General features: G+C 40.1%; 19 protein-coding genes, 1 tRNA gene and 1 pseudogene. 15 read left to right on the top strand and 6 right to left on the bottom strand.

All coding sequences use genetic code 11. The annotated features are described in order from the left end of the window. Positions 1-7: 7 nt before the first annotated feature. The 5 genes from ESY88_RS13220 to ESY88_RS13240 form a co-directional block, all read right to left on the bottom strand. Positions 8-1,039 (bottom strand): AI-2E family transporter, encoded by a 1,032-nt coding sequence (locus ESY88_RS13220; protein ID WP_147087228.1) that lies wholly within the window; start codon positions 1,037-1,039, stop codon positions 8-10. A gap of 182 nt (positions 1,040-1,221) precedes the next feature. After that, positions 1,222-1,956: a tRNA1(Val) (adenine(37)-N6)-methyltransferase gene (locus ESY88_RS13225; RefSeq protein ID WP_147087229.1), complete on the bottom strand. Its 735-nt coding sequence runs from the start codon at positions 1,954-1,956 to the stop codon at positions 1,222-1,224. A gap of 31 nt (positions 1,957-1,987) precedes the next feature. Next, positions 1,988-2,521 carry a ribosome maturation factor RimM gene (rimM, locus tag ESY88_RS13230; RefSeq protein ID WP_147087230.1) on the bottom strand — a complete coding sequence of 178 codons (534 nt, stop codon included), beginning with the start codon at positions 2,519-2,521 and terminating at the stop codon, positions 1,988-1,990. A 277-nt stretch (positions 2,522-2,798) separates the two neighbouring features. Continuing rightward, positions 2,799-3,089, bottom strand: coding sequence for a M23 family metallopeptidase (locus ESY88_RS13235; RefSeq protein ID WP_262713103.1), 291 nt, complete (start codon positions 3,087-3,089; stop codon positions 2,799-2,801). Between the two features lie 397 nt (positions 3,090-3,486). Beyond that, entirely contained in the window at positions 3,487-4,071 is a 585-nt protein-coding gene (locus ESY88_RS13240; protein WP_147087231.1) for a 30S ribosomal protein S16, read from the bottom strand. A 224-nt stretch (positions 4,072-4,295) separates the two neighbouring features. Between ESY88_RS13240 and ESY88_RS13245 the strand changes: the two genes are divergently transcribed. The 15 genes and pseudogenes from ESY88_RS13245 (at position 4,296) to ESY88_RS13310 (ending at position 24,199) form a co-directional block, all read left to right on the top strand. Beyond that, positions 4,296-5,498, top strand: a complete 1,203-nt coding sequence (locus ESY88_RS13245) for a DUF6252 family protein (protein WP_147087232.1) — start codon at positions 4,296-4,298, stop codon at positions 5,496-5,498. 205 nt (positions 5,499-5,703) lie between these two features. Continuing rightward, positions 5,704-10,089, top strand: coding sequence for a DNA polymerase III subunit alpha (gene dnaE / locus ESY88_RS13250; protein WP_147087233.1), 4,386 nt, complete (start codon positions 5,704-5,706; stop codon positions 10,087-10,089). A gap of 462 nt (positions 10,090-10,551) precedes the next feature. Beyond that, positions 10,552-10,800: a DUF6364 family protein gene (locus tag ESY88_RS13255; RefSeq protein WP_147087234.1), complete on the top strand. Its 249-nt coding sequence runs from the start codon at positions 10,552-10,554 to the stop codon at positions 10,798-10,800. Continuing rightward, the gene (locus ESY88_RS13260; RefSeq protein WP_147087235.1) at positions 10,797-11,219 is read left to right on the top strand and encodes a type II toxin-antitoxin system VapC family toxin; all 423 of its coding nucleotides are present in this window, start codon (positions 10,797-10,799) and stop codon (positions 11,217-11,219) included. The genes ESY88_RS13255 and ESY88_RS13260 overlap by 4 nt, the downstream gene beginning before the upstream one ends. A 429-nt stretch (positions 11,220-11,648) precedes the next feature. Continuing rightward, positions 11,649-11,975, top strand: a pseudogene (gene trxA, locus ESY88_RS13265) (thioredoxin); the annotation flags it as partial. Positions 11,976-12,053: 78 nt separating this feature from the next. Next, positions 12,054-12,599 (top strand): ClpP family protease, encoded by a 546-nt coding sequence (locus tag ESY88_RS13270; RefSeq protein WP_147087237.1) that lies wholly within the window; start codon positions 12,054-12,056, stop codon positions 12,597-12,599. A gap of 260 nt (positions 12,600-12,859) precedes the next feature. After that, complete coding sequence (locus ESY88_RS13275; RefSeq protein WP_147087238.1) at positions 12,860-13,789, top strand: DUF58 domain-containing protein; 930 nt, start codon at positions 12,860-12,862, stop codon at positions 13,787-13,789. 76 nt (positions 13,790-13,865) lie between these two features. Continuing rightward, positions 13,866-13,939: transfer RNA gene (locus ESY88_RS13280), tRNA-Asp, on the top strand. Between the two features lie 304 nt (positions 13,940-14,243). Beyond that, positions 14,244-16,391: a prolyl oligopeptidase family serine peptidase gene (locus ESY88_RS13285; RefSeq protein WP_147087239.1), complete on the top strand. Its 2,148-nt coding sequence runs from the start codon at positions 14,244-14,246 to the stop codon at positions 16,389-16,391. Between the two features lie 798 nt (positions 16,392-17,189). Beyond that, entirely contained in the window at positions 17,190-17,360 is a 171-nt protein-coding gene (locus ESY88_RS21090; RefSeq protein WP_189702604.1) for a hypothetical protein, read from the top strand. Positions 17,361-17,539: 179 nt separating this feature from the next. Then, positions 17,540-19,522, top strand: a complete 1,983-nt coding sequence (locus tag ESY88_RS13290) for an ATP-binding protein (RefSeq protein WP_147087240.1) — start codon at positions 17,540-17,542, stop codon at positions 19,520-19,522. Positions 19,523-19,526: 4 nt separating this feature from the next. Then, the gene (locus ESY88_RS13295; RefSeq protein WP_147087241.1) at positions 19,527-20,195 is read left to right on the top strand and encodes a response regulator; all 669 of its coding nucleotides are present in this window, start codon (positions 19,527-19,529) and stop codon (positions 20,193-20,195) included. A gap of 454 nt (positions 20,196-20,649) precedes the next feature. Further along, the gene (locus ESY88_RS13300) at positions 20,650-21,012 is read left to right on the top strand and encodes a BlaI/MecI/CopY family transcriptional regulator (protein WP_147087242.1); all 363 of its coding nucleotides are present in this window, start codon (positions 20,650-20,652) and stop codon (positions 21,010-21,012) included. 2 nt (positions 21,013-21,014) lie between these two features. Beyond that, positions 21,015-23,048 carry an energy transducer TonB gene (locus ESY88_RS13305; protein WP_147087243.1) on the top strand — a complete coding sequence of 678 codons (2,034 nt, stop codon included), beginning with the start codon at positions 21,015-21,017 and terminating at the stop codon, positions 23,046-23,048. 14 nt (positions 23,049-23,062) lie between these two features. Beyond that, complete coding sequence (locus ESY88_RS13310; RefSeq protein ID WP_147087244.1) at positions 23,063-24,199, top strand: tetratricopeptide repeat protein; 1,137 nt, start codon at positions 23,063-23,065, stop codon at positions 24,197-24,199. Positions 24,200-26,651: 2,452 nt separating this feature from the next. On the opposite strand, the gene ESY88_RS21900 is transcribed toward ESY88_RS13310, so the two are convergent. After that, the coding region (locus ESY88_RS21900) for an IS3 family transposase (RefSeq protein WP_147087245.1) at positions 26,652-26,812 on the bottom strand (161 nt) is incomplete at its 5' end.

Here is a 26,812-nt window from a genome sequence, read left to right on the forward strand (position 1 = left end):
CGCGGTGTCAGTCTGTTTTTTTTAATAAATAGGCATAAGCTTCCATGTTTTTGGTGTGGTCAAATATCACTTTTAACACGCCTATCAAAGGCAAAGCGATTATGGCGCCTACAACACCCCACAATGCGGAGAACAAAATGATGCCGAAGATGGTCATGAAAGGGTTCAAATTGATTTCGTCTCCAATGATCCAAGGCGTTAGCACATAATTCTCAACGAGCTGGGCTGCCGAAACCACGCCAATTACAATGAGTGCCGGCGTTGAACCTGCATAGAGGTAGGAAAGAATTACCGCAACCCCACCTCCAATGATGTTCCCCACGAAGGGTACTATGGAAAATAGTGCTGCGAACAAGGCTAAAAACAAAGCGTAAGGGACGGAGCCGAGCATAAACCCAAGATAGTAAATGCCAAAAAGGAACAACATGATTTTTCCTTTTCCCACGAAATAGCTTTTTGTGATTTTAGCGGCAGTTTTCAACAGGGAGCTTATCGCTTTTTGATCTGAAAACAGTTTTTTGAAAAAATTCACAAACTGCTGCTTTTGCATTAAAAAAAGAATGATATATACAAAAATGATGAGCGATTGCGAGAGTAGGGTCATCAGGGAAGATAAAAATGCACCGGCAAAATCTTCAGCATTTTTAACCAACTTTTTATTATTTTCAATGTAATCTTGGTAATCCCAATTGAGGCTTTTGTTTGCCCATTGTGATAGTGAGTTCAGTTTTTCGGTCGCTTTGTCTCTAATCGTTGACCAGTCTTGTGCCATGTTATTTATTTGAGAACTTAGAAGCCAAAATAGCAACGAAAAGATCACAATCATAAATAGAACCGATAAGGTTATGGAGAGCCAGTTTGGCAATCCCAGGCTTTTGAGCTTTTTTACAGGAATGTCGAGCAAAATTGCAATGATGGCAGCAACCAGTAAGGGCATGATGAGGGTTTTTCCGTAGTAAAATAATGCCAGCAGACCGCCAATAATGAAAAGCATCTTTATCAAGTTAACTGCGGAAATATCTATTTTTTCAGTGTTCAAGCGCGAGGGTATAAAAGGTTAGACAGTATAAAACTACGTCAAAATTTGACAAAGCGGAAGCTTTAGTTTGTTATAAATTTAAATAGGAGCCATTTAAAAAGAAACGATCCAGATTTATAGGAAGGGTTTTTCCGAATAAATAGCCCAAAATTTCTAAGAATATCACAAACATTGGCGAAGGGCTACATCTTCAAATAAAAATCCTTGGTCAAATGAATGTAATCGGCTGTATAATTGTGGCGTGTGGTTTCAATGATGAGTTCGGAGATTTCAGGCAAGGTTTCAGCGAACGAAAAATCAATAAGACTTCTTTTGATTTCTGCGGAAGGCGTTCCGCGTAAGCGACCTATTTTCTGCGGAAAAAGTGAAAAGGTCTTGGCCAAGCTCTTGAATTTTTCTTCTTCGGAATAAGGAATAACCACACAAAACCGACCCTCTTCAGAAAGTAATGTTGCTACGCTTTCCAGTAAATGTTCAAAAGGCATGGCGTCCTGAAAGCGTGCGGTTTCACGAGATTTGGACATTTTTTCGCTTGCTGAAACTTCGCAATCTAAGGTGGCCAAATGAAATGGCGGGTTGCAAATGATGAGGTCGTAAGTGTCATCAGTCTCGGTAGCAAATTCTTCCAAAGCGGCATGGTAACAGAACAAGCGGTCACTCCAAGGCGAGCTTTCAAAATTATCAACACATTGCTCGTAAGCAGCATCATCGATTTCAATCGCGTCTATCATTTCAGCGTCACTTCGCTGCGCCAGCATCAAACCCAAAACACCAGTGCCAGCGCCAATATCCAATATAGAAAAGGGATGATGCGCAATCGTTGCCCAAGCACCCAAAAGCACTCCGTCGGTACCGATTTTCATGGCACATTGGTCTTGATTGACACTAAATTGTTTGAATTTAAATGCTGTTTTCATTGGAATGAAAGTCCTTCCCTTAGGGAAGGATTTAGGATGGGCTTATATATAAATCAATCAATCCCTCTGGCGTATCCACAAAAATGGTTTTGTTCTTTTTATCCACTTTTTCAATAAAAGCATCGTTCATTGGGATCAGGATTTCGGTGCCATCGCGATCAATTTCAAATAGGGATTGTGCGGTAGAGTCATTGACTGCCGTAATAATGCCAACGGTTCCAAAATGTTTGTCTTCGACAGTAAACCCTATGATTTCATGGAAATAAAATTTATCGTCGTCCAGTTTCGGCAGGAATTCCAAGGGAAGATAGAGTCCGCATTTGAGTAGTGAATCGGCATCAGCCTCGGTATCGACATCTTCAAACTTGACGCGCAACAATTCCGATTTATGCAGCTGTGAGGACGCGATGAAAAAGGGAACGAGGTTATTGCGAAGGTCCACAAAAACCGAATCCAGGTCTTCGTATAGCTCAGGCTCATCGGTATCCAATTTGATCATCAGCTCGCCTTTAAAGCTGTATTTCTTAACGATTTTCCCTAAGAAGAAGCAATCTTTCTTGTTCATGTGAAATGGTTTTTAATTTCCGAACTATCGAAAACAGCTAATAAATGGTTTCTAAATAAAACGTATAGCATTGGTGCAAATTTAAGAAAGCGTTTTGATTTGGCTTTATCGCATTGCATTTCTTGTTTGACTTATGCGCCATCAACGGAATCTTTGGTGTCCTTTTATATAGCAAAAGCCAAACCGAGAGGATACAAACAGATAAAATCGCGATTTTTCATGATTTAGATTCAAGTTTGAACTGCGGGTTTAGAGTACTAAGCCATTTTTAATGGACTTAAAAGTAAGACATTGGATTGAGATAAAACAGTTTACGCCAACCTTGTTTGTCGCTGTCAATTCGCCAAACATAAGGGATCACTGTCATTATGGAATAATGCAAATGAGGCGATTTTCCAGCAGCATTGCCGGTAGCACCCACTGTGCCTATCACAGTTTCTTGATTCACAAACGAAAGAGCGCTTGATCGCAAAGTGTCCAGGTGTGCATAGTAATGCAAGCGCCATTTGGGACCCAATATGAGCAGCACATTGCCACCCATACGTATGTTGCCCGCGTATAAAACCAATCCCGCTGTTGATGCATTGATTTTGCTGCCTTTTTCGCAAAAATATCCACGCCTTTATGGGTGACCGATTTCCCCCAGCGATAGAACCAAAAGGATTTTGGGTTATAATCTGAGCTGTTTGCACCTTGCACAGGCATTCCTAAATCCCTCCTGAGGGTTTTATTCCCTAGGCTTGTCTCTAAATACAAAGAACATCTTTCAGTTCATACGTCGTGGGCTTTTACCGAGGTTATTGATTTTTTTCGGAATCAGTAACCCAATTATCAATACAGTGACTAAGAGAATGAAAATTTTCTTGCGTTTTCTCAAGTGATAGTTGGTTTCATTGCTTGGCGAAAGGCCAAAAAAAAACTCCGGTACATGTGTATCGGAGTTTAAAAGTATAAAAAAGGAGGTCTTAGGCTTCTTTTTTCGGTTCTTTTTTGTCTTCGGCAGTTGCGTCTTCAGTTGCTTCTGCTTCTGGTGTTGCTTCAGCGTCGCCTTCAGCTTTTGCTTCTTCAGCTTCAGCGGCAGGTTCTGCTTGTGGCTCCTCTACAGGAGTCGCAGCTGCAATTCTTGCTTCATTGACTGCTTTTTCTGCAGCAAGTGCATCTGCTTTCGCTTTTGCATCGGCCTGAGAAAGATTGTCGGTTTTAGCTTGAACTTTGTTGCCTTTTTCGTCTAACCAAGCATTGAATTTCTCTTCTGCTTGCTCTTCAGTCAAAGCCCCTTTTCTAACGCCACCAGCTAAGTGATTTTTTAGCATGGCACCTTTGTAAGAAAGGATTCCTCTAGCTGTGTCTGTAGGTTGTGCACCGTTTTGTAACCATTTTACAGCACTATCAAGGTTGAGATCAATAGTTGCTGGATTGGTGTTTGGATTGTAAGAACCTATTTTTTCTAGGTATTTACCGTCTCTTTTTGCTCGTGCATCTGCTGCTACGATCCAGTAGTAAGGTTTCCCTTTTTTACCGTGTCTTTGTAATCTGATTTTTACTGGCATAAATAATTAATTTGTAAGGTTCGCGACCTTTGTTATTAATAAGGCGCAAAGGTACTACAATAATTCAATTTGCGATACTTTATTTTTATTAGATACGCTTCTAATTTTTCATATGTATCTAACTAACAACAATGTTTTGAAATTTTATCATACTTTTGAACCTTCATAGCCTAAGTCTTAACCAATTTTTACCTCTTCTTAGTGTAGAAAAAACAACATACCAAATGAAAAAACTAGCATTACTTTTTATAATTGCCATTAGCTTAGTGAGTTGCGACGACACCGAATTCAACGACCCCGCCTTTCAAGGCAATAAGGATTATGTGTTATGGCGAGCAGACGCTTTTAGCGCCAGTATTGATGATAACGGATTTTTAACGATCACTGGCAGCAACAATGTTGAGACTGTGAATCTAAGGGTGCCAACGGTTCAAGTAGGTACTTATGTGCTGGGCGAAGTGAATGCTAGAGAAGCCCAAGTAGTTACAGTGGACGGCACTGTGTATTCCACCAACAATAGGCCAGCAGATAGTATTTCTTTATATCCTGAATTGGGATTTGTGAAGATTGATGAAATCAGCAATAATACCTTTACCGGGACTTTTGAGTTTTTGGTTTTTGATGAATCTGGGCTTAACTCCATCGGCTACAACGAGGGGATTTTTTATCGGGTGCCTTTGGTCTCTGGCAACTTTCCTACTGAAATCGTAACCTGTGAAGATACAGAGGCGGCGGTTTCCAGTACAAAATTAGCTTACTTCGATTCTTTTTCTTCTGAATTGGCTTATATAGATCGTGAGACCTTTATTAATGCCTGTCAGGCCTATGGCGTGGCATTGAACCGAAAACTTACATTTTGCTCAGATGCCGATGGCAGTGTCGCATCCGATATTGAGGCCTTAAACAGCTGTGCATTTCCTTGTGATTTTGCTTTGGTAAACCGAAATACCGCTGAAGCCGCATTCAATGCAGCTTCTATTGGTCAATATGTTGATGCCTGTGCCAATTATGAGTTCTATTTGCAACAGCAAAAAGAGGTTTGTGGCGATGCAAATGGCGCGATTCAAAATGCAATCGATGCCTTGACTTGTGGCGATGCCGATGCAGATGGCATTCCAGATAATTTTGAGGATTTCAATGGCAATGGCGATTTATTGGACGACGATCTGGATAATGATGGTACGCCTAATTATTTGGATAACGACGATGATGGCGATGGCGTTTTGACCCTTTATGAAGCCAAGGACGAAGACGGCAACCCAGCCGATACCGATGGCGATGGCGACGTGAATTATTTAGATAATGACGATGATGGCGATACTATTTTAACCATTGATGAAAATGCCGATCCTAATATGGACGGCAATCCAGAGGACGCCTTAGACAGTGATGGAGATGGTATTCCCGATTATTTGGATGCGGAATAATACTAATAACCTATTTTTCTTCGGAAAGCCCAGACCAAACGGTCCGGGTTTTTTGTTTACAACTCCTGAAGAATTGGCTTTACAAAAACAGCGGTTCTTCGTAATTTTATAAACTTACTTTTTTTGAAAAATTCTTCAGAAAGTAAATCAACATTTTTTTATAACGATTTAATTTCTCCCCTTGGGGGAGACTAAGAGGGGAAATATGTATTTAATCTTCGATACCGAAACCACAGGCTTACCAAAACGATGGGACGCCCCCATTACCGATACTGAAAATTGGCCGAGATGCATCCAAATCGCTTGGCAATTGCATGACGAGATGGGCAACTGTATCGAGCATCAGGATTATCTTGTTGAACCCGAAGGTTTCAATATTCCCTATGATGCTGAGAAAATCCATGGAATTTCTACGGAATTAGCCAAAGAACAAGGCTTGCCGCTACATGAGGTTTTGGAAAAATTCAATACAGCTTTAGCGAAAACCAAATTTGTGGTGGGACAGAATGTCAAGTTCGACCTCAATATCATGGGAGCGGAATTTGTGAGGGAAGCCATCGAAAATAAGCTTCAGCAATTACCAGTTTTAGACACCTGCACCGAGCATACGGCCAGTCTTTGCCAAATCCCTGGCGGAAGAGGCGGGAAATTCAAATTGCCAACGCTAACCGAGCTGCACCAATTTTTATTTCATAAGCCTTTCTCTGAAGCACACAATGCCACTGCCGATGTGGAAGCCACCACGAGATGTTTCCTCGAGCTCATCCGTTTAAGAAAGTATACCAAAGAACAACTTGACGTTCAGCCCGATTATTTTGAGCGATTCCATAAGGAGAACCCGCAGCCAATTCAGCTCATTGGTTTAAAACACATCAATCTTAAAAAAGAAAGTGCCAAAATCAACGCGCGGCTTCAGAAGTTGCAAAATGATGGCATCTCTGAAGCAGAGATCAAGGAGAATATTTCCGAATTAAAACAAGTCGATTTTGTGCATTTGCATAACCATTCGCAGTTTTCGGTATTGCAATCCACCATTAGTATCGCCGATTTGGTTTCTGTAGCTGCAGAACAAAAAATGCCAGCGGTAGCTTTGACCGATCATGCCAACATGATGGGGGCTTTCCATTTTGTGAAGGCCATTAACAGCCACAATAGGGCAGTTGGCGCAAAAAATAAAGAGGCCAAGGAGCGCGGTGAACTTCCTAAAGACAAGGAAATCAAAGGCATTCTTGGCTGTGAATTTTTTGTTTGTGAAGACCATACCGATAAAAGCCGGAAGGACAATGGCTATCAAATCGTGCTCATTGCCAAGAACAAAAATGGCTATCACAATTTGGCAAAACTCTCGTCGCACGCTTTTGTGGATGGGTTTTACTATTTGCCAAGAATCGATAAAAAATTGATTCAAAAGTATAAGGAAGACCTCATTGTATTGACCGGAAACCTTTACGGCGAGGTGCCAAGCAAGGTATTAAATGTTGGTGAAAATCAAGCCGAAGAAGCCTTGCTTTGGTGGAAGCAGGAATTTGGCGAAGATCTTTATATGGAGATCATGCGTCACAATCAAGAAGATGAAAACCGCGTGAATCCTGTGCTCATCGACTTCGCCAAAAAACACGATGTGAAATTGGTGGCGACCAACAACACCTATTATTGCAAAAAGGAAGATGCCAACGCCCATGATATTTTATTATGTGTTAAGGACGGCGAAAAACAGGCCACGCCAATTGGTCGCGGTCGCGGGTATCGCTATGGCTTGCCAAATCAAGAGTATTACTTTAAATCGGCAGAAGAAATGAAATCCTTGTTTAAGGATGTGCCAGAAGCGATAAGTAATATTCAGGAAGTGGTTGATAAAATTGAAGGTTTTGAGTTGGCGCGCGATGTGCTCCTGCCAGCGTTTGATATTCCTGATAAATTTAAGGACCATGCCGATTTAGCGGACAAGGGCAAACGCGGTGAGAACGCCTATTTGCGACATCTCACTTATCGAGGTGCCGAAAAACGCTACAGTGATCTTAGCGACGACATCAAAGAGCGTCTCGATTTTGAGCTTAGTGTCATTGAAAATACTGGCTATCCCGGTTACTTCCTCATTGTGGAAGATTTTATCCGTGAAGCCCGAAACATGGACGTTTCCGTGGGACCTGGTCGTGGTTCGGCAGCAGGCTCGGTGGTGGCGTATTGTTTGTGGATTACCAATATTGATCCCTTAAAGTACGATTTGCTTTTTGAGCGTTTTCTAAATCCAGACCGTGTGAGCATGCCAGATATCGATATCGATTTTGATGATGAAGGGCGCAGCCGGGTCATGGATTACGTGATCCAGAAATACGGTTCCAATCAAGTGGCGCAAATCATTACCTACGGTACCATGGCTGCCAAGTCTAGTATTCGGGATACGGCTCGTGTGCTGGATTTGCCATTGTTTGAGGCCGATCGCATCGCAAAGTTGATCCCCACCATGTCTAAGCTGAACAAGATATTTGGTTTTTCAGAAAAAGAATTGGGCAGTAAATTTAGGGCTGAAGATCTCGAGAAAGTCAATGAATTGATCAGTATTTCTCAAGGTCGCGGCCTCGATGCGGAAACCGTTAACCTCGCCAGAATCTTGGAAGGCTCGGTTAGAAATACGGGAATCCATGCCTGCGGTGTGATTATTACGCCAGATGATATTACCAAGTTTGTGCCCGTGGCCTTGGCAAAGGATTCCGATTTGTATGTGACCCAATTTGACAACTCCGTGGTTGAAGATGCAGGGTTGCTGAAGATGGATTTCCTCGGCTTAAAAACGCTGACTTTAATCAAAGACACTGTGAAAATCGTGAAGGCGAAGCACGATATTTTGTTGGATCCAGACAGTTTTCCCTTAGATGATGAAAAAACCTATGAACTCTTTCAAAAGGGAGAAACCGTAGGTGTTTTTCAGTATGAATCGCCGGGAATGCAAAAACACCTCAAGGACTTAAAACCCACTGTTTTTGAGGATCTCATTGCGATGAATGCATTGTACCGCCCGGGACCCATGGAATATATCCCGAGTTTTGTACGCAGAAAGCATGGCGATGAAGAGATCGCCTATGATTTGCCTGCAATGGAGGAATATTTGCAGGAAACCTACGGGATTACCGTTTATCAAGAGCAGGTGATGTTACTCTCCCAAAAGCTGGCAGGATTTACCAAAGGTGAAGCCGATGTGTTGCGGAAGGCCATGGGGAAAAAACAAATTGCGGTTTTGGATAAGATGAAGCCGCAGTTTATTGAGCAGGCCGCTGCCAAAGGCCACGATGCCGATAAACTTGAGAAAATCTGGAAAGATTGGGAAGCCTTCGCAAGTTACGCCTTCAATAAATCCCACTCCACCTGTTACGCTTGGATTGCCTATCAAACCGCCTACCTAAAAGCCCATTATCCTGCGGAATATATGGCAGCGGTGCTATCCAACAACATGAATGATATCAAGCAAGTGACCTTTTTCATGGAAGAGTGCAAGCGCATGCGCCTTCCTGTTTTGGGGCCAGATGTGAACGAGTCTTACTATAAGTTCTCGGTAAACCAAGCCGGGGCAGTCCGTTTTGGGATGGGAGCCATCAAGGGTGTTGGTCACGGTGCGGTTAAAACCATTGTGGCACATCGCAAGGAAGAAGGCGCCTACAAATCCATTTTTGATTTGGCCAAACGTATTGATTTACGGGCCGCCAATAAAAAAGCCTTTGAGAATTTGGCACTCGCAGGAGGCTTCGACGGATTTGGAACCACCCATCGGGCTCAATATTTTTTAGATGAAGGCGATGGAATTACCTTTTTGGAAAAAGCCATTAAATATGGCGCCAAACACCAAGAGAATGAAAATTCAGCCCAAGTGAGTTTATTTGGTGCAGCCAGTGATGTGCAAATCGCAGAACCCATGGTGCCAGCTTGTGAAGAGTGGGGCACCATGAAAAAATTGGCGCAGGAAAAAGAAGTGGTGGGCGTCTATATTTCTGGCCACCCCTTAGATGATTTCAAAACCGAAATGAAAACCTTCTGCAGTGGTACTTTGGCAATGTTCAATGAGATGGGCAACTATGTGAATCGGGAAGTGACCTTTGGTGGCGTGGTAACCGATGTGATACATCGGGTAAGCAAGCAGGGTAAAGGCTGGGCCATTTTTATGGTGGAAGATTATACAGATAGTTACGAATTCAGGATTTTTGGAGAGGAATATTTAAAATACCGTCACTTCTTGGTGCAGAATAACTTTGTGTACGTCAAATCCTTTATTCGTGAAGGCTGGGTCAATAGAGAGACCGGTAAAAAAAGCGACCCGCGATTGCAGTTCAATAGTTTTCAGTTGCTGCACGATGTCATGGAAACGTATGCTAAAAAGCTTTCCATAAAATTGGACATCAGGGATTTGAGAGAAGATCATATTGAATTGATTAATCGTCTTGTAAAATTACACGAAGGCGAAAAAGCATTGAGTTTTGTAGTGTACGACAATGATGAAAAGATAAAACTCAACATGCCGAGCAGAAAGCAAAAAGTGCATATTTCACAGCCATTTTTAGATCAACTGGAACAACATAACCTTCCTTATAAACTCAATTAATAATTTTATCACATGCCGAAAGTTACTTATCGGCACTGCACTTCGCATCTAGATTATCATATATATTACTTGCGAAATCGAGAGTTTAGCGCTGTAAATATCTAGACAAATCTTATTGTGGATTTATAGTCTTCAGTTTATTGGTTTTTTGCAATTCACCTCCTCGCGGTGCCCAAAGGACGAACATTCAATTATTACTAAAATTGAATATTCCAAATACGAATTTGCGCAAGGGATGGAAGCGGCATCCTTTTTATTTGGTGGCTGAGCTTGTCGAAGCCACCAAATAAAAAGATACAGCGAACAGCCCGGTCCCCGATACTTCGGGGATGTGCCAAAAAAATAAGACCAACCTTGTGGCATATAAAATGAGTTGTGCGTAATTATCCTACCAACAAAAGTCATTGCAAAACCCAGAAATACGGATAATTTAATTAATTTTGTACGTATAACTAAAATATTATGGATACAAAACTGACATTGAAGCTAAATCAAGAAATTATCGAGAAAGCTAAAAAATATGCTTCCGATAAAAAAATAAGCCTATCTAGAATCGTTGAGTTTTATCTTCAAGCCTTAACAACTGAAAATAAAAAAGATGATTTCGAAATCTCTCCTTTTGTGAAAAGTATTTCAACCGGAACAAGCATTCCTGCTGATTTAGACCATAAAAAAGGATATTCAGACTACTTATTGGAAAAACACAAATGAAAAACAGACTTTTCATCGATACAAATATTATGTTGGATTTCCTTGGAGAGAGACATCCGTTTTATGAGCCAATTGCGAAATTGGCAACTTTAGCGGACAAAGGAAAAGTTAAAATGCTGGTCTCCCCAATTTCGTTTGCAACAGTAAATTATTTTCTAGCAAAAAGTGAAAGTTCAAAGATAGCGAAGGAAAAACTTAGAAAATTTAAAATAATCAGTGAAATCTGCAAATTAGACGAGCAAACAATTGAAAAAGGCTTAAATTCTCCATTTAAAGATTTTGAAGATTCACTTCAATATTTTAGTGCTGTAGATTCAAATTGCGATATAATTATTACAAGAAACGGAAAAGATTTTAAAAAATCTTTAATTCCAGTGATGACAGCGGAAGAATATTTGAACAGCATTCGGACAATATAAGTACGCACAACAAGCCGTGTATAATTAATGGCTTAAGCTTGTCCTAATCCTGAAAATCCTTTCGGATTTTATAGTTCCTTTTATTTGCTATGTTAGTGCTTGAAATACGCAACTAATCCTCCTTAGGGCCGTTACAACTACCGCTCAAATGAAATCTAATTTGTGAATTCAATTGAGATCAAAATTAACATGCATTGCCGAGATGAATGTTTGGCAATAAGGAATTTGGTTTTAGATTGGAAAAAGTAAATGTGTTGCCCATAGAATTGTTGTCTTGATTAATCGCTATGTCATGATTCAATTTGAGAAACGCAATAACACTCATAAACTCCACCAATTCAGTCATAACCAAAACAAATGTTAAGCCTACAAGTTTTAGTGAAAATTTTACCTAATTTTGTGACTTAAACAGAAGTTAAACATTTAGAACATATAATTATGGCATTAGAAATAACAGATGCAACCTTTGAGGAAACCGTATTAAAAAGTGATAAGCCCGTAGTGGTTGACTTTTGGGCGGCTTGGTGTGGACCTTGCAGAATGGTTGGACCCATCATTGATGAGATCAGCACCGAATATGAAGGAAAAGCAATTGTAGGTAAGATGGACGTTGATGCAAATCAAGAGTTTGCTGCCAAATATGGCGTGCGTAACATCCCTACGGTTTTGGTATTCCAAAACGGAGAGGTTGTAGGCCGTCAAGTTGGCGTAGCACCTAAAAATGCGTACACTGATGCGATTGACGCGTTATTGTAGTAGATAAACCAAAAGAAATGATAAAAGGTTTGCCATTATGGTAAACCTTTTTTTATTTTTAAAGCAAACAAATTAAACATGAGCAAGCAAGTAAAAGCACAAGACATTATAGATGGTAAATTATTGGAAGACCGCAAGGTGTTTCTCTGGGGACAAGTGGATGACAAATCGGCCAAGCACGTTGTGGACCGATTGATGTATCTAGACAGCTTAGAGACTAAGGATATCCATTTATACATCAACAGTCCTGGTGGGTATGTGACCGCGGGATTCGCAATTTATGATTGTATTAAATCACTCAACAGTGAGGTTTCCACCATTTGTACCGGTTTGGCGGCATCAATGGGGTCTATTTTATTGTCGGTAGGCGCAAAAGGGAAACGTTTTATCCAACCCAACGCCAAAGTCATGATTCACCAGCCAAGTGGCGGTGCGCGTGGCCCAGCCAGTGATATAGAGATTACCGCTCAGGAAATCTTAAAAACCAAGGAATTGAGCGCCAAGATTTTGGCAGAGAACTGCGATCAAACCTATGAGAAAATCATGAAAGATTTCAACCGTGACCATTGGATGGATGCTGAAGAATCTGTGGCTTACGGGATTGTGGATGGTGTTGCCTCCTAAATTGCCCACTAACCCCCAAAGGGGGAATGTGGCTGAATAGGATCAATACATTTATTTGCACCGGAATTTTATGGTCGTAAGAAAATAGTACATAGCGATATATACAAGGAAAAGACTAAGCGTTGAATTTAAACTTTAGGATAATTAGAATTTACTTTGAGCGAGAGCATTAAGTACTGGTTCTAAAAGCGTCCCAAAACGATAAGAGTCTTGTTCACAGCAAAATTAATACTTCTCCCCTTTGGGGAGACCTAGAGAGGATGGATTTACAAGCAGAACTCAATAAAACAGGCGGATTTAAAAACCTCGACTTACTTGCCAAACAAGTGGTCGAGGGTTTTGTTGCTGGGATGCATAAGAGTCCGTTTCATGGGTTTTCTGCGGAATTTGCTGAACACAAAATCTACAATCAAGGTGAAAGCACCAGGCATATTGATTGGAAGCTTTTTGCCAAGACCGATAAGCTGTACACCAAGCGCTATGACGATGAGACCAATTTGAGGTGCCATCTCATCATTGATAACAGCAGTTCTATGCATTATCCAGATTTGAAGGCCTTTAGCATCAGTAATTTAAACAAGATTGCTTTTTCCGCTTTAGCTTCCGCAGCATTGATGCAGATTTTAAAAAAGCAGCGCGATGCTGTTGGGATGAGTATTTACAGTGATGCCTACGATTATTACGCACCCGAAAAGGGCAGTGAGCGCCACCATCAAATGTTGTTGTCCCAGCTAAGTGCAATGGCGAGTACCAAAGTGGAGAACAAACAAACAGAAACTTATACCTATCTGCATCAAATAGCTGAGAAAATCCATAAACGATCCTTGATTTTCTACTTTACAGATATGCTTCAAACCACATCAAACGATGCCAAATTGTATGAGGCTTTGCGACATTTAAAACACAATAAGCACGAAGTGGTGCTGTTTCACGTGTTTGATGGGCAAAAGGAACTCAAATTTGATTTTGACAACAGGCCCAGACGTTTTATAGATGTGGAGACCAATGAATTTATCAACGTTTACCCAGACACCATTAAGGAAGGTTATGAAACTGCGGTAAAAGATTATTTTAAGACCATAAGATTAAAGTGTAGTCAATATCAAATCAAGTATGTAGAGGCAGATATCAACAAGAGCTTCGATCGTATACTAACCACCTACCTGGTAGAGCGGCAAAAATTTATTTAGAGATCGGTCAAATTATTAGTAAAAATATTTGCGGTATTGAAAATGGGGTGTATATTTGCAACCGCAATAAGGCAACGGTTTGGTAGTTCAGTTGGTTAGAATGTCGCCCTGTCACGGCGAAGGTCGCGGGTTCGAGTCCCGTCCAGACCGCTCAATTGCTAAAAAGCTTCAATGTAAATTGGGGCTTTTTTTTAGCAATATTATGATGTTGTGTTGTTCCGATGAAAGTTGGGACGTAGTTGTAAGATATCCAGTCAAGCTGGATGCTTACCAATGAAAGGCTTTCCTTTTCTGTTTTATAACAGAATCGGGATGCTTTTTTGTTTTAAGGTGGCGTCAAAATCATAAAATCCTACTGCAACTTGTCGATTGTACTCTATTCTTTTTGCATGTTATCGTTTAATGGGATAGTTTGCAAGCTCAAACAAAATGAGCCAACAAAAACTAAAAATGTATGCCCAAATTTACCCTAACTATCCTATGTTTTGTAATCATAGGAAAAGCCTTCGCACAAAAAACCTACGATTATCCAGTTGTTTTAAAAGATTCTACCAGCGATTCTTATTTCGGTACGGTAATTAATGATCCTTACCAATGGATGGAGAATGTGAATGACGAGCGCTTGACAGCCTGGTTCGATGCTCAAAGCAAATTGGTGAGAAAGGTTAAACGGAAATTGCCAGTGATGGATCTAAGAACACAAATTACCACCATGTACAACGGCGTAAGGGAAGACGATATTGAGGGTAGCCCGGGCGATGACAAAATTGAGAAATCTAAATATGAATTTAAGTATAAATACCAAAACCTAAACCGTTCCCCAAACCTATTGTATCGATTAAGGGATCAAGGCAATTATAAAAGATTAGTTGATATCAAGGATTTTACCACAGATAAGGATGAGAATATCGAAATCGTAAGTAGGAATGTCAATGAGGACGAAGACCTAGTGGCTATAAAAATAGCACGTAATGGTAGCGATTGGTGCGAACTCTACTTTTTCAATTTACAAAATGGAGAGCAGTTTGAGCACCACCTAAAATACATCAGAAAAGGCGGTGACCTGGTTTGGGATGACAAGAACATGTACTATGATCGCTATGAGGCAGCAATTGAGGGGCGAGAACTCTTGGATATGGCGACCGGACAAAAACTATTTTATCACGAGCTTGGCAAGCCCCAATCAAATGATCATTTGCTTTATGTCAACCCTGATAACACCGGCACCAATGGTTTCACTTTTGGAAAGTTCAATGACAAATTGTTGTTCTATAAACCATACCTGCATGAACAGGTTGTGTATCGATCTGTTTCAATCGCAACGGTAGATGACATGGCCATCGATTTTAAAAATGCTTTCATCTATCCTAATGAGCGCTCATTAGATCTTGCAGTAGAAGCCCTTTTTGGTGATAAGATCTTAATCAAAACCAACTGGAATGCTCCAAATGGCCGCGTATTGCTTGCAGATTTGAACACGCCCAATCAACCAGTCGAATTGGTTCCAGAATATGACGTGATGCTCAAATATCTCAGACGTCTTGGGAAAGATAAATTTGTGTGCGTTTACAAAAACGGAAATAGTGAATTGGCTCTGATATTTGATCTGGAAGGAAAGCTGCTAAGAAAAATAGAGTTCCCTGAAGGCAAAAAGGTAAATTACCTCTATGAAAATAGCAAAACTGCTACCTCTACGCAGTTTAGCGTTTCATCATTTTACCACCCTGAACTTTGGTACCAATTGTCTTTGGAAGATTTAACCTTTGAACCAACAATAGCCTTATCGGTACCCTACGACCCTGAGGCTTTAGAGACCCGATTTGTGAACTACACATCCAAGGATGGTACCGAAATCCCAATGTACATTACCTGTTTGAAGGACGTGGAATTGAACGGGGAGAATCCCACCTTATTATATGGTTACGGTGGCTACGGCATAACTGTCGAGCCCAGCTATAATGCGTCTAAGGCGCTTTGGTTGCTTAAGGGTGGTATATTAGCGGTTCCAAATGTTAGGGGTGGAGGTGCTGAAGGTTTGGATTGGGGTTTACAGGGACGCCGTTTGAATAAACAAAATACGATCGACGACTTTATCGCTGCGGCAGAATATCTTATTGAAGAAAATTACACCAATAGCAGTAAATTGGGTGCTAATGGAGGCTCACATGGCGCACTGTTGGTTTCGGCAGCCGCAGTGCAAAGACCAGCCCTTTTTAAAGCGGTTGTGGCAGAAGCTGGCCCTTATGATATGCTTAGATTTGGCAATTATACCGTAGGCGCTGTCAATACCAACATCAATGAATTTGGTACGGTAACTAATCAGGAGGATTATGAAAATCTAAAATCGTATTCGCCACTACATCATATAATGGAAGATGTAAAATACCCTAATATGCTATTGATTACAGGTGATGGCGATGATCGCGTGCCTCCATTTCATACCTATAAATTTTTAGCAACGCTTCAAGAAAAAGCCAGTGCCGAATCGCTGTTCTTGTTGTACCAGATTCCTGGGGCAGGCCATGGTGGTGCCTTAAATGCCAATGATTGGTTTGATAAATTAGTGTATAAATATGCCTTTTTATACGGGCAATTATTCTGAATAACTTCGGAAGTGATTTGGTAAATACACAGCGGTTTTTCTTCTTTTGTAAAACGTTTTATCAGTGACTTATCCTCTTTGCCATAATGTAAGCAATGAGCTGATGTTTTTTAATACTGTATTGATTGTTATGGCTCTAGTTTAATCAACTGTAGATTCTTTAAATTCAATTTTAAATCCAGATATTTGAGCTGTCTCAATTCTAGAACATTCAATTATTCACCTTAGGGTCTGGGCAAAATTAATTGAATTTTCGGCATCAGGTTCTTGCCCCTCCCGATAGATACAGGGATTAGAGGGCGACATGATGCCTAAAATTGTAATGCCCAGTTATAATACCTGGTTTAAACTAGAGCCATTATTATCTGTTTCTAAATGCATATTTTCGGTTTCTCGAGGAAATTAGACTTAGGTTGAGCAACTACCAAACCCTTATAACGAGAATTGTACTGCTCAAAATTAATTTTATCAACAGCTTATGGACAATTATCTTGCCAGTTTATGCATTTCGTCGAAGTAATATAGCATTTAACCGATATAAATTTTTAGTTCAACTCAATTTGTTGTAATTTAGACATTCCTAGCAAGCCCCTAAGCATCACTTGTTAAGATAATTAATCAATCCATTTTTTGCACAGCGCGTCATTCGGCGTCTGTCTTCCCTCAACCATTAACATAGTTGGGGCATTTTTATGCCCTATAGTCATAATCCATTCTTCCCTCGATTGGTGCTTTTTTGTGCCTTGCAATTACTAAATATTAACAACTGACCAATACTAAACCCTAAAATCACATTTTATGAAAGTTCTAAAAATTACTTTATTTTCTATTTCAATGCTATTTTTAACTGTTTCCGGACAAACCAGTGACGCGGTTACCAAAACCGAGAAGCCTCAGGTGGAGTCTTACAAGCAAATCGATTTTGTGGCACACATTAAAAAGGGCGTGAAGATTCCTGGACAAGGATAGGATTTCCATACTCATTTCATGTAAAGTCCATAACTCGAAAGCGTTATGGACTTATTTTTTGATTTCTTCCATGTGGTACCTTAAATCGATAAAAAACGATAACTTTGAGTACCTTATGACTTGAACCTTTGAAATACTTTCATTTTATTTTTTCACTTTGCTTGTGCATTTGTTTTGCTATGAGCGCACAGCAATCAAAACCCATCTTGGACAGCATCCTTGAACTAAGGGAATTGGCGAACAACAAAACGCTGTCTCCAGAAGAGCGGTTGAAAAACGCATTGAATGCCAGTGAGTTGTCCAGCAAAACAAATCAGGATTCAACCGTTTTGAATAGCAACCGCATTTTGGCATATTCGTACTTAATCAACAGCGAGTTCGACCGATTTGCAATGGTGAGTCAGGATAATTTGGATCTTGCGATCCAGTTAAACGACTCATTGGCCATCGCTATCACGAGCAAGAATTTAGGCTGGTATAATTATGCAATTGAAGGTGACAATCTCAAAGCCTACGATTTTTATCTAAGAGCACATAAATATTTTGATGCCTTGAATGATCTACAGCAGAAGGCAATCGCATTATCAAGTATTGCAACGATTCAATATGATGAAAAGGACTATTTGGGCTGTGAGGAAAATGCCATTGAGGTCTTGAATATTCTCAACACGCTCCAGAATCAAACGGGCGAAGCATTATATGAAGACGAATACATTTGCTTGAACCTTTTGGGAGTTGTGACCTTGAAGTTAGAGAATTATGAGCAATCCATAAAATACCACCAGCAAGCTGCTGGCCTTACCAAGTATTTGTCTGAAAAGGACATGTTGAGCTTGCAAACAGAGAATAACTTGGCCATAACCTACAGGGCCGACGGTAACTTTAAAAAAGCATTGGCCATTTATGAAGACATGCTCGAACGTACTGAAATACTTCGTGAAGACCCATCCTTCTACGCGCTGGTGATCATAAATTTCAACACCACGAAATTCATGACTGGTGATTACGATTTTAGGGAATTGGAAACCGAGTTTCTAAAGACCTATAAAATGTCAGATAGTATTGATGACAGGTACACTAAGCTTTCAGCGGCCATAGACGTGGCTAAATTTTATTTGGCAAATGATAAAAAACAGCTTGCCATCCCTTTTGCTAAAGAGAGCTACACCATCTCCAAAGACATCCCAATAAACGAGCTCTATTTGGAGTCCATGCTCCTATTGGCAAGGTTGAACAATGGAGAAGATAGCCAATCTTATTTGGAGGAGCATATACAACTTTCGGATAGTTTGTTGAAGATCGAAAGATCTGTAAGAAACAAATTTGCACGTATTCGCTATGAAACCGATAAAATTGAAGATGAAAATCAGCGTATGTCCCAGCAGCGTATCTGGTTATCAATTGTATCCATCACACTTTTGTTGGCGCTGTTTTTATTGTATATTGTGGTAAATCAACGTGCAAAAAATAAGCAGCTCAAATTCGAGAAAGACCAGCAAAAGGCCAACGAGGAAATCTATAATCTCATGCTGTCGCAACAGGATAAAGTGGATGAGGCAAGAGCCAACGAGAAAAAAAGGATTTCCCAAGACATGCATGATGGTATTCTCGGGCGGCTTTTCGGGACGCGGTTGAGCTTGGACAGTCTAAATTTTTCCGAAGGAAAGGATGCCATTAGATCAAGAGCAAATTATATTGTTGAACTAAAAGGGATTGAAGAAGATATTAGAAAAATCTCGCATGACCTCAATAGTGATTTTGTCTCTGGCTCCAACTTTATGACCATCGTTTCAGAACTTATCGAGAAACAATCCAAAGCTTACAAGCTGGAGTACCTTTTCGATTTTAGCGATGCTGTGGATTGGGAAAGTATATCCAACAAAACCAAAATAAACATCTATAGAATCATCCAGGAAAGCCTTCAAAATATCTATAAACACGCTGAAGCTACGCGCGTTGAAGTTAGGTTCACTCTAGAAAGTAAAAGTGTTGGCCTGCAAATCAGTGACAACGGTAAAGGCTTTGACGTCAAAAAAAGCAAGAAAGGCATCGGACTCAAAAACATCAAATCAAGAGTTTCAGAATTGAAAGGAAGTTTACGCTTTGATGCTGATATAGGCAAAGGCACGAACGTTATAATCAACATCCCATATAAATCTTAACCCAATGAAAAACATTTACATTTTAATGGTAGACGACCATCCCATTATTATTGAAGGCTATCAAAACACCTTGATGGCTACAAAAAATGAGGACCAAACTTTAATTATAGATACGGCCAACAATTGTGACGCTGCGAATGTTCTGCTGCAAAAGGCAGCAGCAGAAAAACCTTACGATATCTGTTTTTTCGATATCAGTTTGCCACCTTCTGCCGATGGGGAGATAAAATCGGGCGAAGATCTGGCAATGATTTGCCGCGATCTCATGCCAAATACAAAAGTGGTGGTATTGACCATGTTTAATGAGTCTTATAGGATTTACAGTATCGTAAAGGACATCAAGCCAGACGGATTTCTAATTAAAAGTGACTTGACTTCAATGGAGCTGGCAGAAGCCTTTCAAGTCATTCTAACAAATCCGCCCTATTACAGTACCACCGTTAACAATGTTCTCAAAACTTCAGTCATAGACAAGACCTACATTGACGAGCACAATCGCAAAATTCTCTTTTTATTATCTCAAGGGGTCAAGACCAAGAATTTGGTGGAACATTTGGATTTGTCCTTGAGTGCGATAGAAAAACGAAAGAAACAGCTCAAAATGTTATTTTCAGTAAGCGATGCAAGGGACGAAACGCTTATTGAAGCAGCTCGAGCCAAAGGATTCATTTAAAAAAATGTTAAAATTTAGTTAAAACCAGAGATTTCAAGCAGCGCTCAGCTATCGATAGGCCTAGAGACTACGGTTTTACCGTAATCTTGTTACGGTAAAACCGTAAATGAAATCGAATCACTAAACTTATATTTGAGTATTCAACAACCTTTTAGTCCCTCTAAATGTTTTGTTGCGTTAATAGCAGAATAAAACCCGACATTATCTCATTATGATCGGGTTTTTTTGTGCGGTATTTCCAAGGTTCCATCATGTAATTTAGTGGTCATTCTTTAAATGTTTTCTTCGGAAGGTGTCCGTTGCCAACCGGCATTGTTTTCACATATCGAAATTGAATTCAGCCATGAAATCGCCATCGCTATAAATTTTAACAACTAAATCATTAGTTCAAACTAATAATTTAGTTATATTTGAATCTTACTACTTAGTACGCTATACTTAATACTATTCACAAATGAAACAACTTACCAAGGCCGAAGAAGAAATCATGCAAGTGCTCTGGCAATTGGAAAAAGCCACAGTAAAAGAGATGATGGAGCTGTTGCCTAAACCAAAACCCGCTTACAACACCGTGTCCACCATCGTGAGAATATTAGAAAACAAAGGTTTTGTGGATTATGAAAAGCAGGGCAAGGGCCATCTGTATTTTCCCTTAATGCCCAAACAGGAGTATAGCAATCAAAGCCTAAATACGCTTGTCGATAATTATTTTCAAGGCTCATTTAAAAGTATGGTTTCGTTTTTTGTGAAGAAAAACGATGTCGATCTCAAAGATGTTGAGGCCATGCTCAAAGAAATCACTAAAAACAAAGATTGATCATGATACATTACATCTTACAAGTCGTCGCGTTTCAGTTGTTCTTCCTCATCATCTATGATTTTTTTCTTCGGAAGGAAACCTTTTTCAATGGAAACCGTGCCTATCTGTTGGGCACCACAGTGCTTTCCGTAGTTATTCCTTTCATCAAGATTGATGGCATTAAAACCATGGTCTCCCATCAATTTGTGGTGCAATTGCCCGCAGTCATTATCGGCAACACCCGGCAAGCGCCTATAATTGATCCGGAAGTCGCCAATTTGGCGGGCATTAGCATAGCGCCAGAACCGATTTCCATGTGGAGCCCCATTTTTTTCGTTGGCATGGGTATCGCAGCAGCGCTACTTTTATTTAAAGTTGTTAAATTATTGGGGCTATACTTGAAGCATCCCAAACGCTGGAGCGGGAATTTGCGCATTATCGACCTAATCAATAGCAGTGCAGCCTTTTCTTTTTTCAACTATGTTTTTTTGGGAGAGCGCATACAGCAGCAAGACCGCAGTGCGATTTTGGAGCATGAGTTGGTACACGTTAAAGAAAAGCACACTTGGGACCTGCTATTTTTTGAGTTGCTGCGCATTGTATTTTGGTTCAATCCTTTGGTGTACATGTATCAAAACAGGGTGGCCACCTTGCACGAATACATTGCCGATGCCAAAGCAGTGAAACACCAGAGTAAATCACAGTATTACGACCAGTTGCTGGCACAGGTCTTTGAGACCCAGCAATTCTCTTTTGTCAATCCGTTTTTCAAGCAATCATTAATCAAAAAACGAATTCTCATGTTAAGTCAATCAAAATCCAAACAAATCAATCTGCTAAAATACGCACTGCTCATTCCACTGGTTTTTGGGATGCTATTTTATGTCTCTTGCAGCAAACAGTCCTTGATGGATGATGACCCCGCTGCTTTTGATTTGAGTCAATATTCCTATTCTTTGGAAAAAGGTGGCGAGAAGAGTCCCGAGATTCAAAAGGTACACGACGCCTACGAAGATTTTCTAATCAACCACCCGGAGTATGTGGGTTGGGCTGAAATCGATGAACAAGATGATGTTGTTTCATATTCAGTGCATTCTGTTGATGACGAAGTTCCAGAAGGTTATACTGAAATGGGATATATGTTTCCAAATGGAAGCACATATATTTCCTACATGAATTTCCGTCCAATTGGAAACTCTAAGGTTGAAAGAGAAATTTCAGTTAATCATGATTATGACGGCGCGGAGGAAGTTCCTTTTTCAGTAATCGATGAGGTGCCTACCACCAAAGATTGTTTTGAGAACAACAACAGTAATGAAGACCGCCGACATTGTCTTTCAGATTTTGTGGCAAGTCATGTGAACAAAAACTTCAACATAAACCTTGCTACCCAATTGGGCTTAACCGGCAGACAGCGCATCCACGTGATCTTCAAAATCAATACAGAAGGCGATGTTGTGAATGTAATGGCACGAGCGCCGCATCCAGCCTTGGAGAAAGAAGCCATTAGGGTTCTTAAATCCCTGCCTCAATTCATTCCTGGGAAACACAAAGGAAAACTGGTTATGGTGCCTTATTCCTTGCCAATACTTTTTCAGGTTAATACTGATGATATCAATACTGCTCCAGAAGAAAGCAATACCAACGAAACTATGTATGTTGAAAAAATAAGGTTCAACACAGATCGTGATCTCGTTGAAGTCCCTTTTTCCGTAGTAGAGGAAGCACCGCGTTTTGAAGGCTGCGAAAATCTATTTGATAATCAAGCAGTTCAAGACTGTACCAGTGATGCCATAAGTGCTTTTGTAAACAAAAACTTCAATACAAAGCTGGCTAAAACTGCTGGATTGACGGGCAAGCAACGCATCAACGTCATATTTAAGATCGATACCAATGGAGATGTGATTGGCATCAGATCCAGAGCGCAAAGCCCAATTTTAGAGCGTGAAATTGAGCGGGTAATCAAGATGTTGCCAAGATTTATGCCTGGAAAACAAAAGGGTAAACCAGTGGTAGTGCCTTACAGTTTGCCAGTTATTTTCGTGGAGCAATAACTCAATTTCATGCCATGAGAAAACGATTTTTTATTAGGCTCTTAGTGCTGTTGCTAGGTTATGCTTCCCAGGCGCAAATGGGGGTCATGTCCACCGCCGACAGCCTGTATGGCCATGGTAATTTCACGAAGGCAATCTATGTTTATAAAACGCTTGAAGACCAAGATTTGGTGGCCGATAAAATTGCAAAATCCTACCTGGCCATCGGTAATTACGATGCCGCTTTAAATTATTACAAACAAAGGGTGGAAGCGCATCCCGACGATGCGCTCAGCATCTACGAGTACGCCAAACTGCTTTCGCGAACAAAGCATTACGAGGCTTCCATTGCGCAGTTCAATACCTTGATGAATATCGATTTTCGCAATCCCAATTACCATTATGAAATGGGCTTGGCCTTGGACCGCATGGACGATTCCACCGCCATAGACCGTTTTATCGCCGCTTATAAATTAGACGATACCCACCAAAAGGCCATTTTCAAAATCGGAAAATATTATTTAAAAAAGCGCAAGCACGAGATTGCCAACCAATACATTGACAAAGGTCTGGAGAGCTATGCCAATAATTTGGAACTCATTAGCCTAAAAGCGCAGAATTATTATTACCATTATGACTATAAAAATGCGCAGATCTGGTTTGAGAAGCTGCTGGAAATGGGCGAATCTTCAGAATTCATCCATGAAAAACTGAGTATGGTCTACGCGGAATTCTCAGAGTTCGAAAAGGCGATTGAACAGCGTAAATTGGCGCTAAAGTTCAATCCGCTTGATGCCACTGCCTTATTTGTGATTGGTACTTATTACGAAAAGTTGGAGGATTTCGCCACTGCGGAAAGCTATATCCAGCAATCCCTAAAGCTCAAGGATGTGCCTTTGGATTTTGAATATCAAAAACTGGGTTTTGTGTTGAACCGGCAAAATAAATTCAAGGAAGCCATAAAAGCCTTCCAAACATCCATTAAAGAAGACCCTGAAAATGTGGCTTCGGAATTCTACCTGCTCATTACCAAAGATAAATACTACGCCGATTATGACGCCAAAGTGAAGCTGTACGAGGATTTTTTAAAGAAACACCAAGACGCGATGTTTAGCGAATTTGCCAAAAAACGTTTAAAGGAATTAAAGGATGAGCGGTTTATGAAGGAGTAGTTGACGTTGAACTTGAACTTGAAATTGAACTTGAAATTGAAGATGAAGATGAAGATGAAGATGAAGATGAAGATGAAGATGAAGATGAACTTGAACTTGAACTTGAAGATGAAATTGAACCCAAGATCGAATCTGGAACCGAAGCAGAGTCAAGACTTCAGAGATCATCAATCGTTAATCTTAAATCGTTAATCAAAAATTTAGTCGGCAGTTTTTAGTCCTCAGTTTGCAGTCAAAGTCGCATTTGCAGTTGCCTTTTACAATTGAAGTCACAATCCAAACTTCAGTATTCAGTATTCAGTATTCGATATTCGATATTAGTTTTGATCATGGAATGAAGTTGCTGCCAAAACTTCAGCAATCAAAAATCGTTAATCTTAAATCGTTAATCAAAAATTCAGTCGGCAGGCGGCAGTCGGCAGTCTTCAGTCCTCAGTTTTCAGTCGCAGTTGCCTTTTGAAATCGAAGTCACAATCAAAACTTCAGCATTCAGCGTTCAAAATTCGATATTCGATATTCCGTCTCCCATCTTCCGTCTTCCGTCCGCAGTTTACAGTCCCAGCCTCACTTGCCTTTTAAACTTGAAGTCACAATCAAAACTTCAGCATTCAGTGTTCAGCGTTCGATATTCGATATTAGTTTTGAGTGTGGAATGAAGTTGCTACCAAAACTTCAGCAATCAAAAATCGTTAATCTTAAATCGTTAATCAAAAATTCAGTCGGCAGTCTTCAGTCCTCAGTTTGCAGTCACAGTTGCATTTAAAATCGAAGTCACAATCAAAACTTCAGTATTCAGCGTTCAAAATTCGATATTCGATATTCCGTCTCCCATCTTCCGTCTTCCGTCCGCAGTTTACAGTCCCAGCCTCACTTGCCTTTTAAACTTGAAGTCACAATCAAAACTTCAGCATTCAATATTCAATATTCGATATTAGTTTTGATTGTGGAATGAAGTTGCTACCAAAACTTCAACAATCAAAAATCGTTAATCTTCAATCGTTAATCAAAAACTCAGGCGGCAGTCTTCAGTCCTCAGTTTGCAGTCAAAGTCACAGTTGCCTTTTACAATTGAAGTCACAATCCAAACTTCAGTATTCAGTATTCAGTATTCAGTATTCGATATTCGATATTAGTTTTGATCATGGAATGAAGTTGCTACCAAAACTTCAAAAATCAAAAATCGTTAATCTTAAATCGTTAATCAAAAATTCAGTCGGCAGTCTTCAGTCCTCAGTTTTCAGTCGCAGTTGCAGTTGCCTTTTACAATTGAAGTCACAATCCAAACTTCAGCATTCAGCGTTCAAAATTCGATATTCGATATTCCGTCTCCCATCTTCCGTCCGCAGTTTACAGTCCCAGCCTCACTTGCCTTTTAAACTTGAAGTCACAATCAAAACTTCAGCATTCAGTGTTCAGCGTTCGATATTCGATATTAGTTTTGAGTGTGGAATGAAGTTGCTGCCAAAACTTCAAAAATCAAAAATCGTTAATCTTAAATCGTTAATCAAAAATTCAGTCCTCAGTCCTCAGTTTGCAGTCCGCAGTCATAGTCACAGTTACACTTAAAATCGAAGTCACAATCAAAACTTCAGCATTCAGCGTTCAAAATTCGATATTCGATATTCCGTCTCCCATCTTCCGTCTTCCGTCCGCAGTTTACAGTCCCAGCCTCACTTGCCTTTTAAACTTGAAGTCACAATCAAAACTTCAGCATTCAGTGTTCAGCGTTCGATATTCGATATTAGTTTTGATCGTGGAATGAAGTTGCTGCCAAAACTTCAGCAATAAAAAATCGTTAATCTTAAATCGTTAATCAAAAACTCAGGCGGCAGTCGGCAGTCGGCAGTCTTCAGTCCTCAGTTTTCAGTCGCAGTTGCCTTTTGAAATCGAAGTCACAATCAAAACTTCAGCATTCAGTATTCAGCGTTCGATATTCGATATTAGTTTTGAGTGTGGAATGAAGTTGCTGCCAAAACTTCAAAAATCGTTAATCAAAAATCGTTAATCAAAAATTCAGTCGGCAGTCTTCAGTCCTCAGTTTTCAGTCACAGTTGCAGTTGCCTTTTACAATTGAAGTCACAATCAAAACTTCAGTATTCAGCGTTCAAAATTCGATATTCGATATTCCGTCTCCCATCTTCCGTCTTCCGTCCGCAGTTTACAGTCCCAGCCTCACTTGCCTTTTAAACTTGAAGTCACAATCAAAACTTCAGCATTCAATATTCAATATTCGATATTAGTTTTGATTGTGGAATGAAGTTGCTACCAAAACTTCAACAATCAAAAATCGTTAATCTTCAATCGTTAATCAAAAACTCAGGCGGCAGTCTTCAGTCCTCAGTTTGCAGTCAAAGTCACAGTTGCCTTTTACAATTGAAGTCACAATCCAAACTTCAGTATTCAGTATTCAGTATTCAGTATGGAATTCCTACATAAAGCGTGACTATTTTTATTAAGCCGCTTTATTGATTAAATTTTCTAATTTCAGTTGCATTTCCAATGGTGTTCTATACCCCAAGGTTGAATGGATCCTTTTGGTGTTGTACCAGCTTATATATTCTACCAGGCACGCATGCAGCTGTTCACTCGACGCAAATCTATATCTATTTGTAC

Source organism: Subsaximicrobium wynnwilliamsii (assembly GCF_007997225.1).
GTDB lineage: Bacteria > Bacteroidota > Bacteroidia > Flavobacteriales > Flavobacteriaceae > Psychroserpens > Psychroserpens wynnwilliamsii.

What these genes read in the sequence shown, in the direction of transcription:
- ESY88_RS13225 (WP_147087229.1), bottom strand. Translation starts at nt 1,956, where the DNA reads ATGAAAACAGCATTTAAATTCAAACAATTTAGTGTCAATCAAGACCAA.
- rimM (WP_147087230.1), bottom strand. Translation starts at nt 2,521, where the DNA reads ATGAACAAGAAAGATTGCTTCTTCTTAGGGAAAATCGTTAAGAAATAC.
- ESY88_RS13240 (WP_147087231.1), bottom strand. Translation starts at nt 4,071, where the DNA reads ATGCCAGTAAAAATCAGATTACAAAGACACGGTAAAAAAGGGAAACCT.
- ESY88_RS13245 (WP_147087232.1), top strand. Translation starts at nt 4,296, where the DNA reads ATGAAAAAACTAGCATTACTTTTTATAATTGCCATTAGCTTAGTGAGT.
- dnaE (WP_147087233.1), top strand. Translation starts at nt 5,704, where the DNA reads ATGTATTTAATCTTCGATACCGAAACCACAGGCTTACCAAAACGATGG.
- ESY88_RS13255 (WP_147087234.1), top strand. Translation starts at nt 10,552, where the DNA reads ATGGATACAAAACTGACATTGAAGCTAAATCAAGAAATTATCGAGAAA.
- ESY88_RS13260 (WP_147087235.1), top strand. Translation starts at nt 10,797, where the DNA reads ATGAAAAACAGACTTTTCATCGATACAAATATTATGTTGGATTTCCTT.
- ESY88_RS13270 (WP_147087237.1), top strand. Translation starts at nt 12,054, where the DNA reads ATGAGCAAGCAAGTAAAAGCACAAGACATTATAGATGGTAAATTATTG.
- ESY88_RS13275 (WP_147087238.1), top strand. Translation starts at nt 12,860, where the DNA reads ATGGATTTACAAGCAGAACTCAATAAAACAGGCGGATTTAAAAACCTC.
- ESY88_RS13285 (WP_147087239.1), top strand. Translation starts at nt 14,244, where the DNA reads ATGCCCAAATTTACCCTAACTATCCTATGTTTTGTAATCATAGGAAAA.
- ESY88_RS21090 (WP_189702604.1), top strand. Translation starts at nt 17,190, where the DNA reads ATGAAAGTTCTAAAAATTACTTTATTTTCTATTTCAATGCTATTTTTA.
- ESY88_RS13290 (WP_147087240.1), top strand. Translation starts at nt 17,540, where the DNA reads ATGAGCGCACAGCAATCAAAACCCATCTTGGACAGCATCCTTGAACTA.
- ESY88_RS13295 (WP_147087241.1), top strand. Translation starts at nt 19,527, where the DNA reads ATGAAAAACATTTACATTTTAATGGTAGACGACCATCCCATTATTATT.
- ESY88_RS13300 (WP_147087242.1), top strand. Translation starts at nt 20,650, where the DNA reads ATGAAACAACTTACCAAGGCCGAAGAAGAAATCATGCAAGTGCTCTGG.
- ESY88_RS13305 (WP_147087243.1), top strand. Translation starts at nt 21,015, where the DNA reads ATGATACATTACATCTTACAAGTCGTCGCGTTTCAGTTGTTCTTCCTC.
- ESY88_RS13310 (WP_147087244.1), top strand. Translation starts at nt 23,063, where the DNA reads ATGAGAAAACGATTTTTTATTAGGCTCTTAGTGCTGTTGCTAGGTTAT.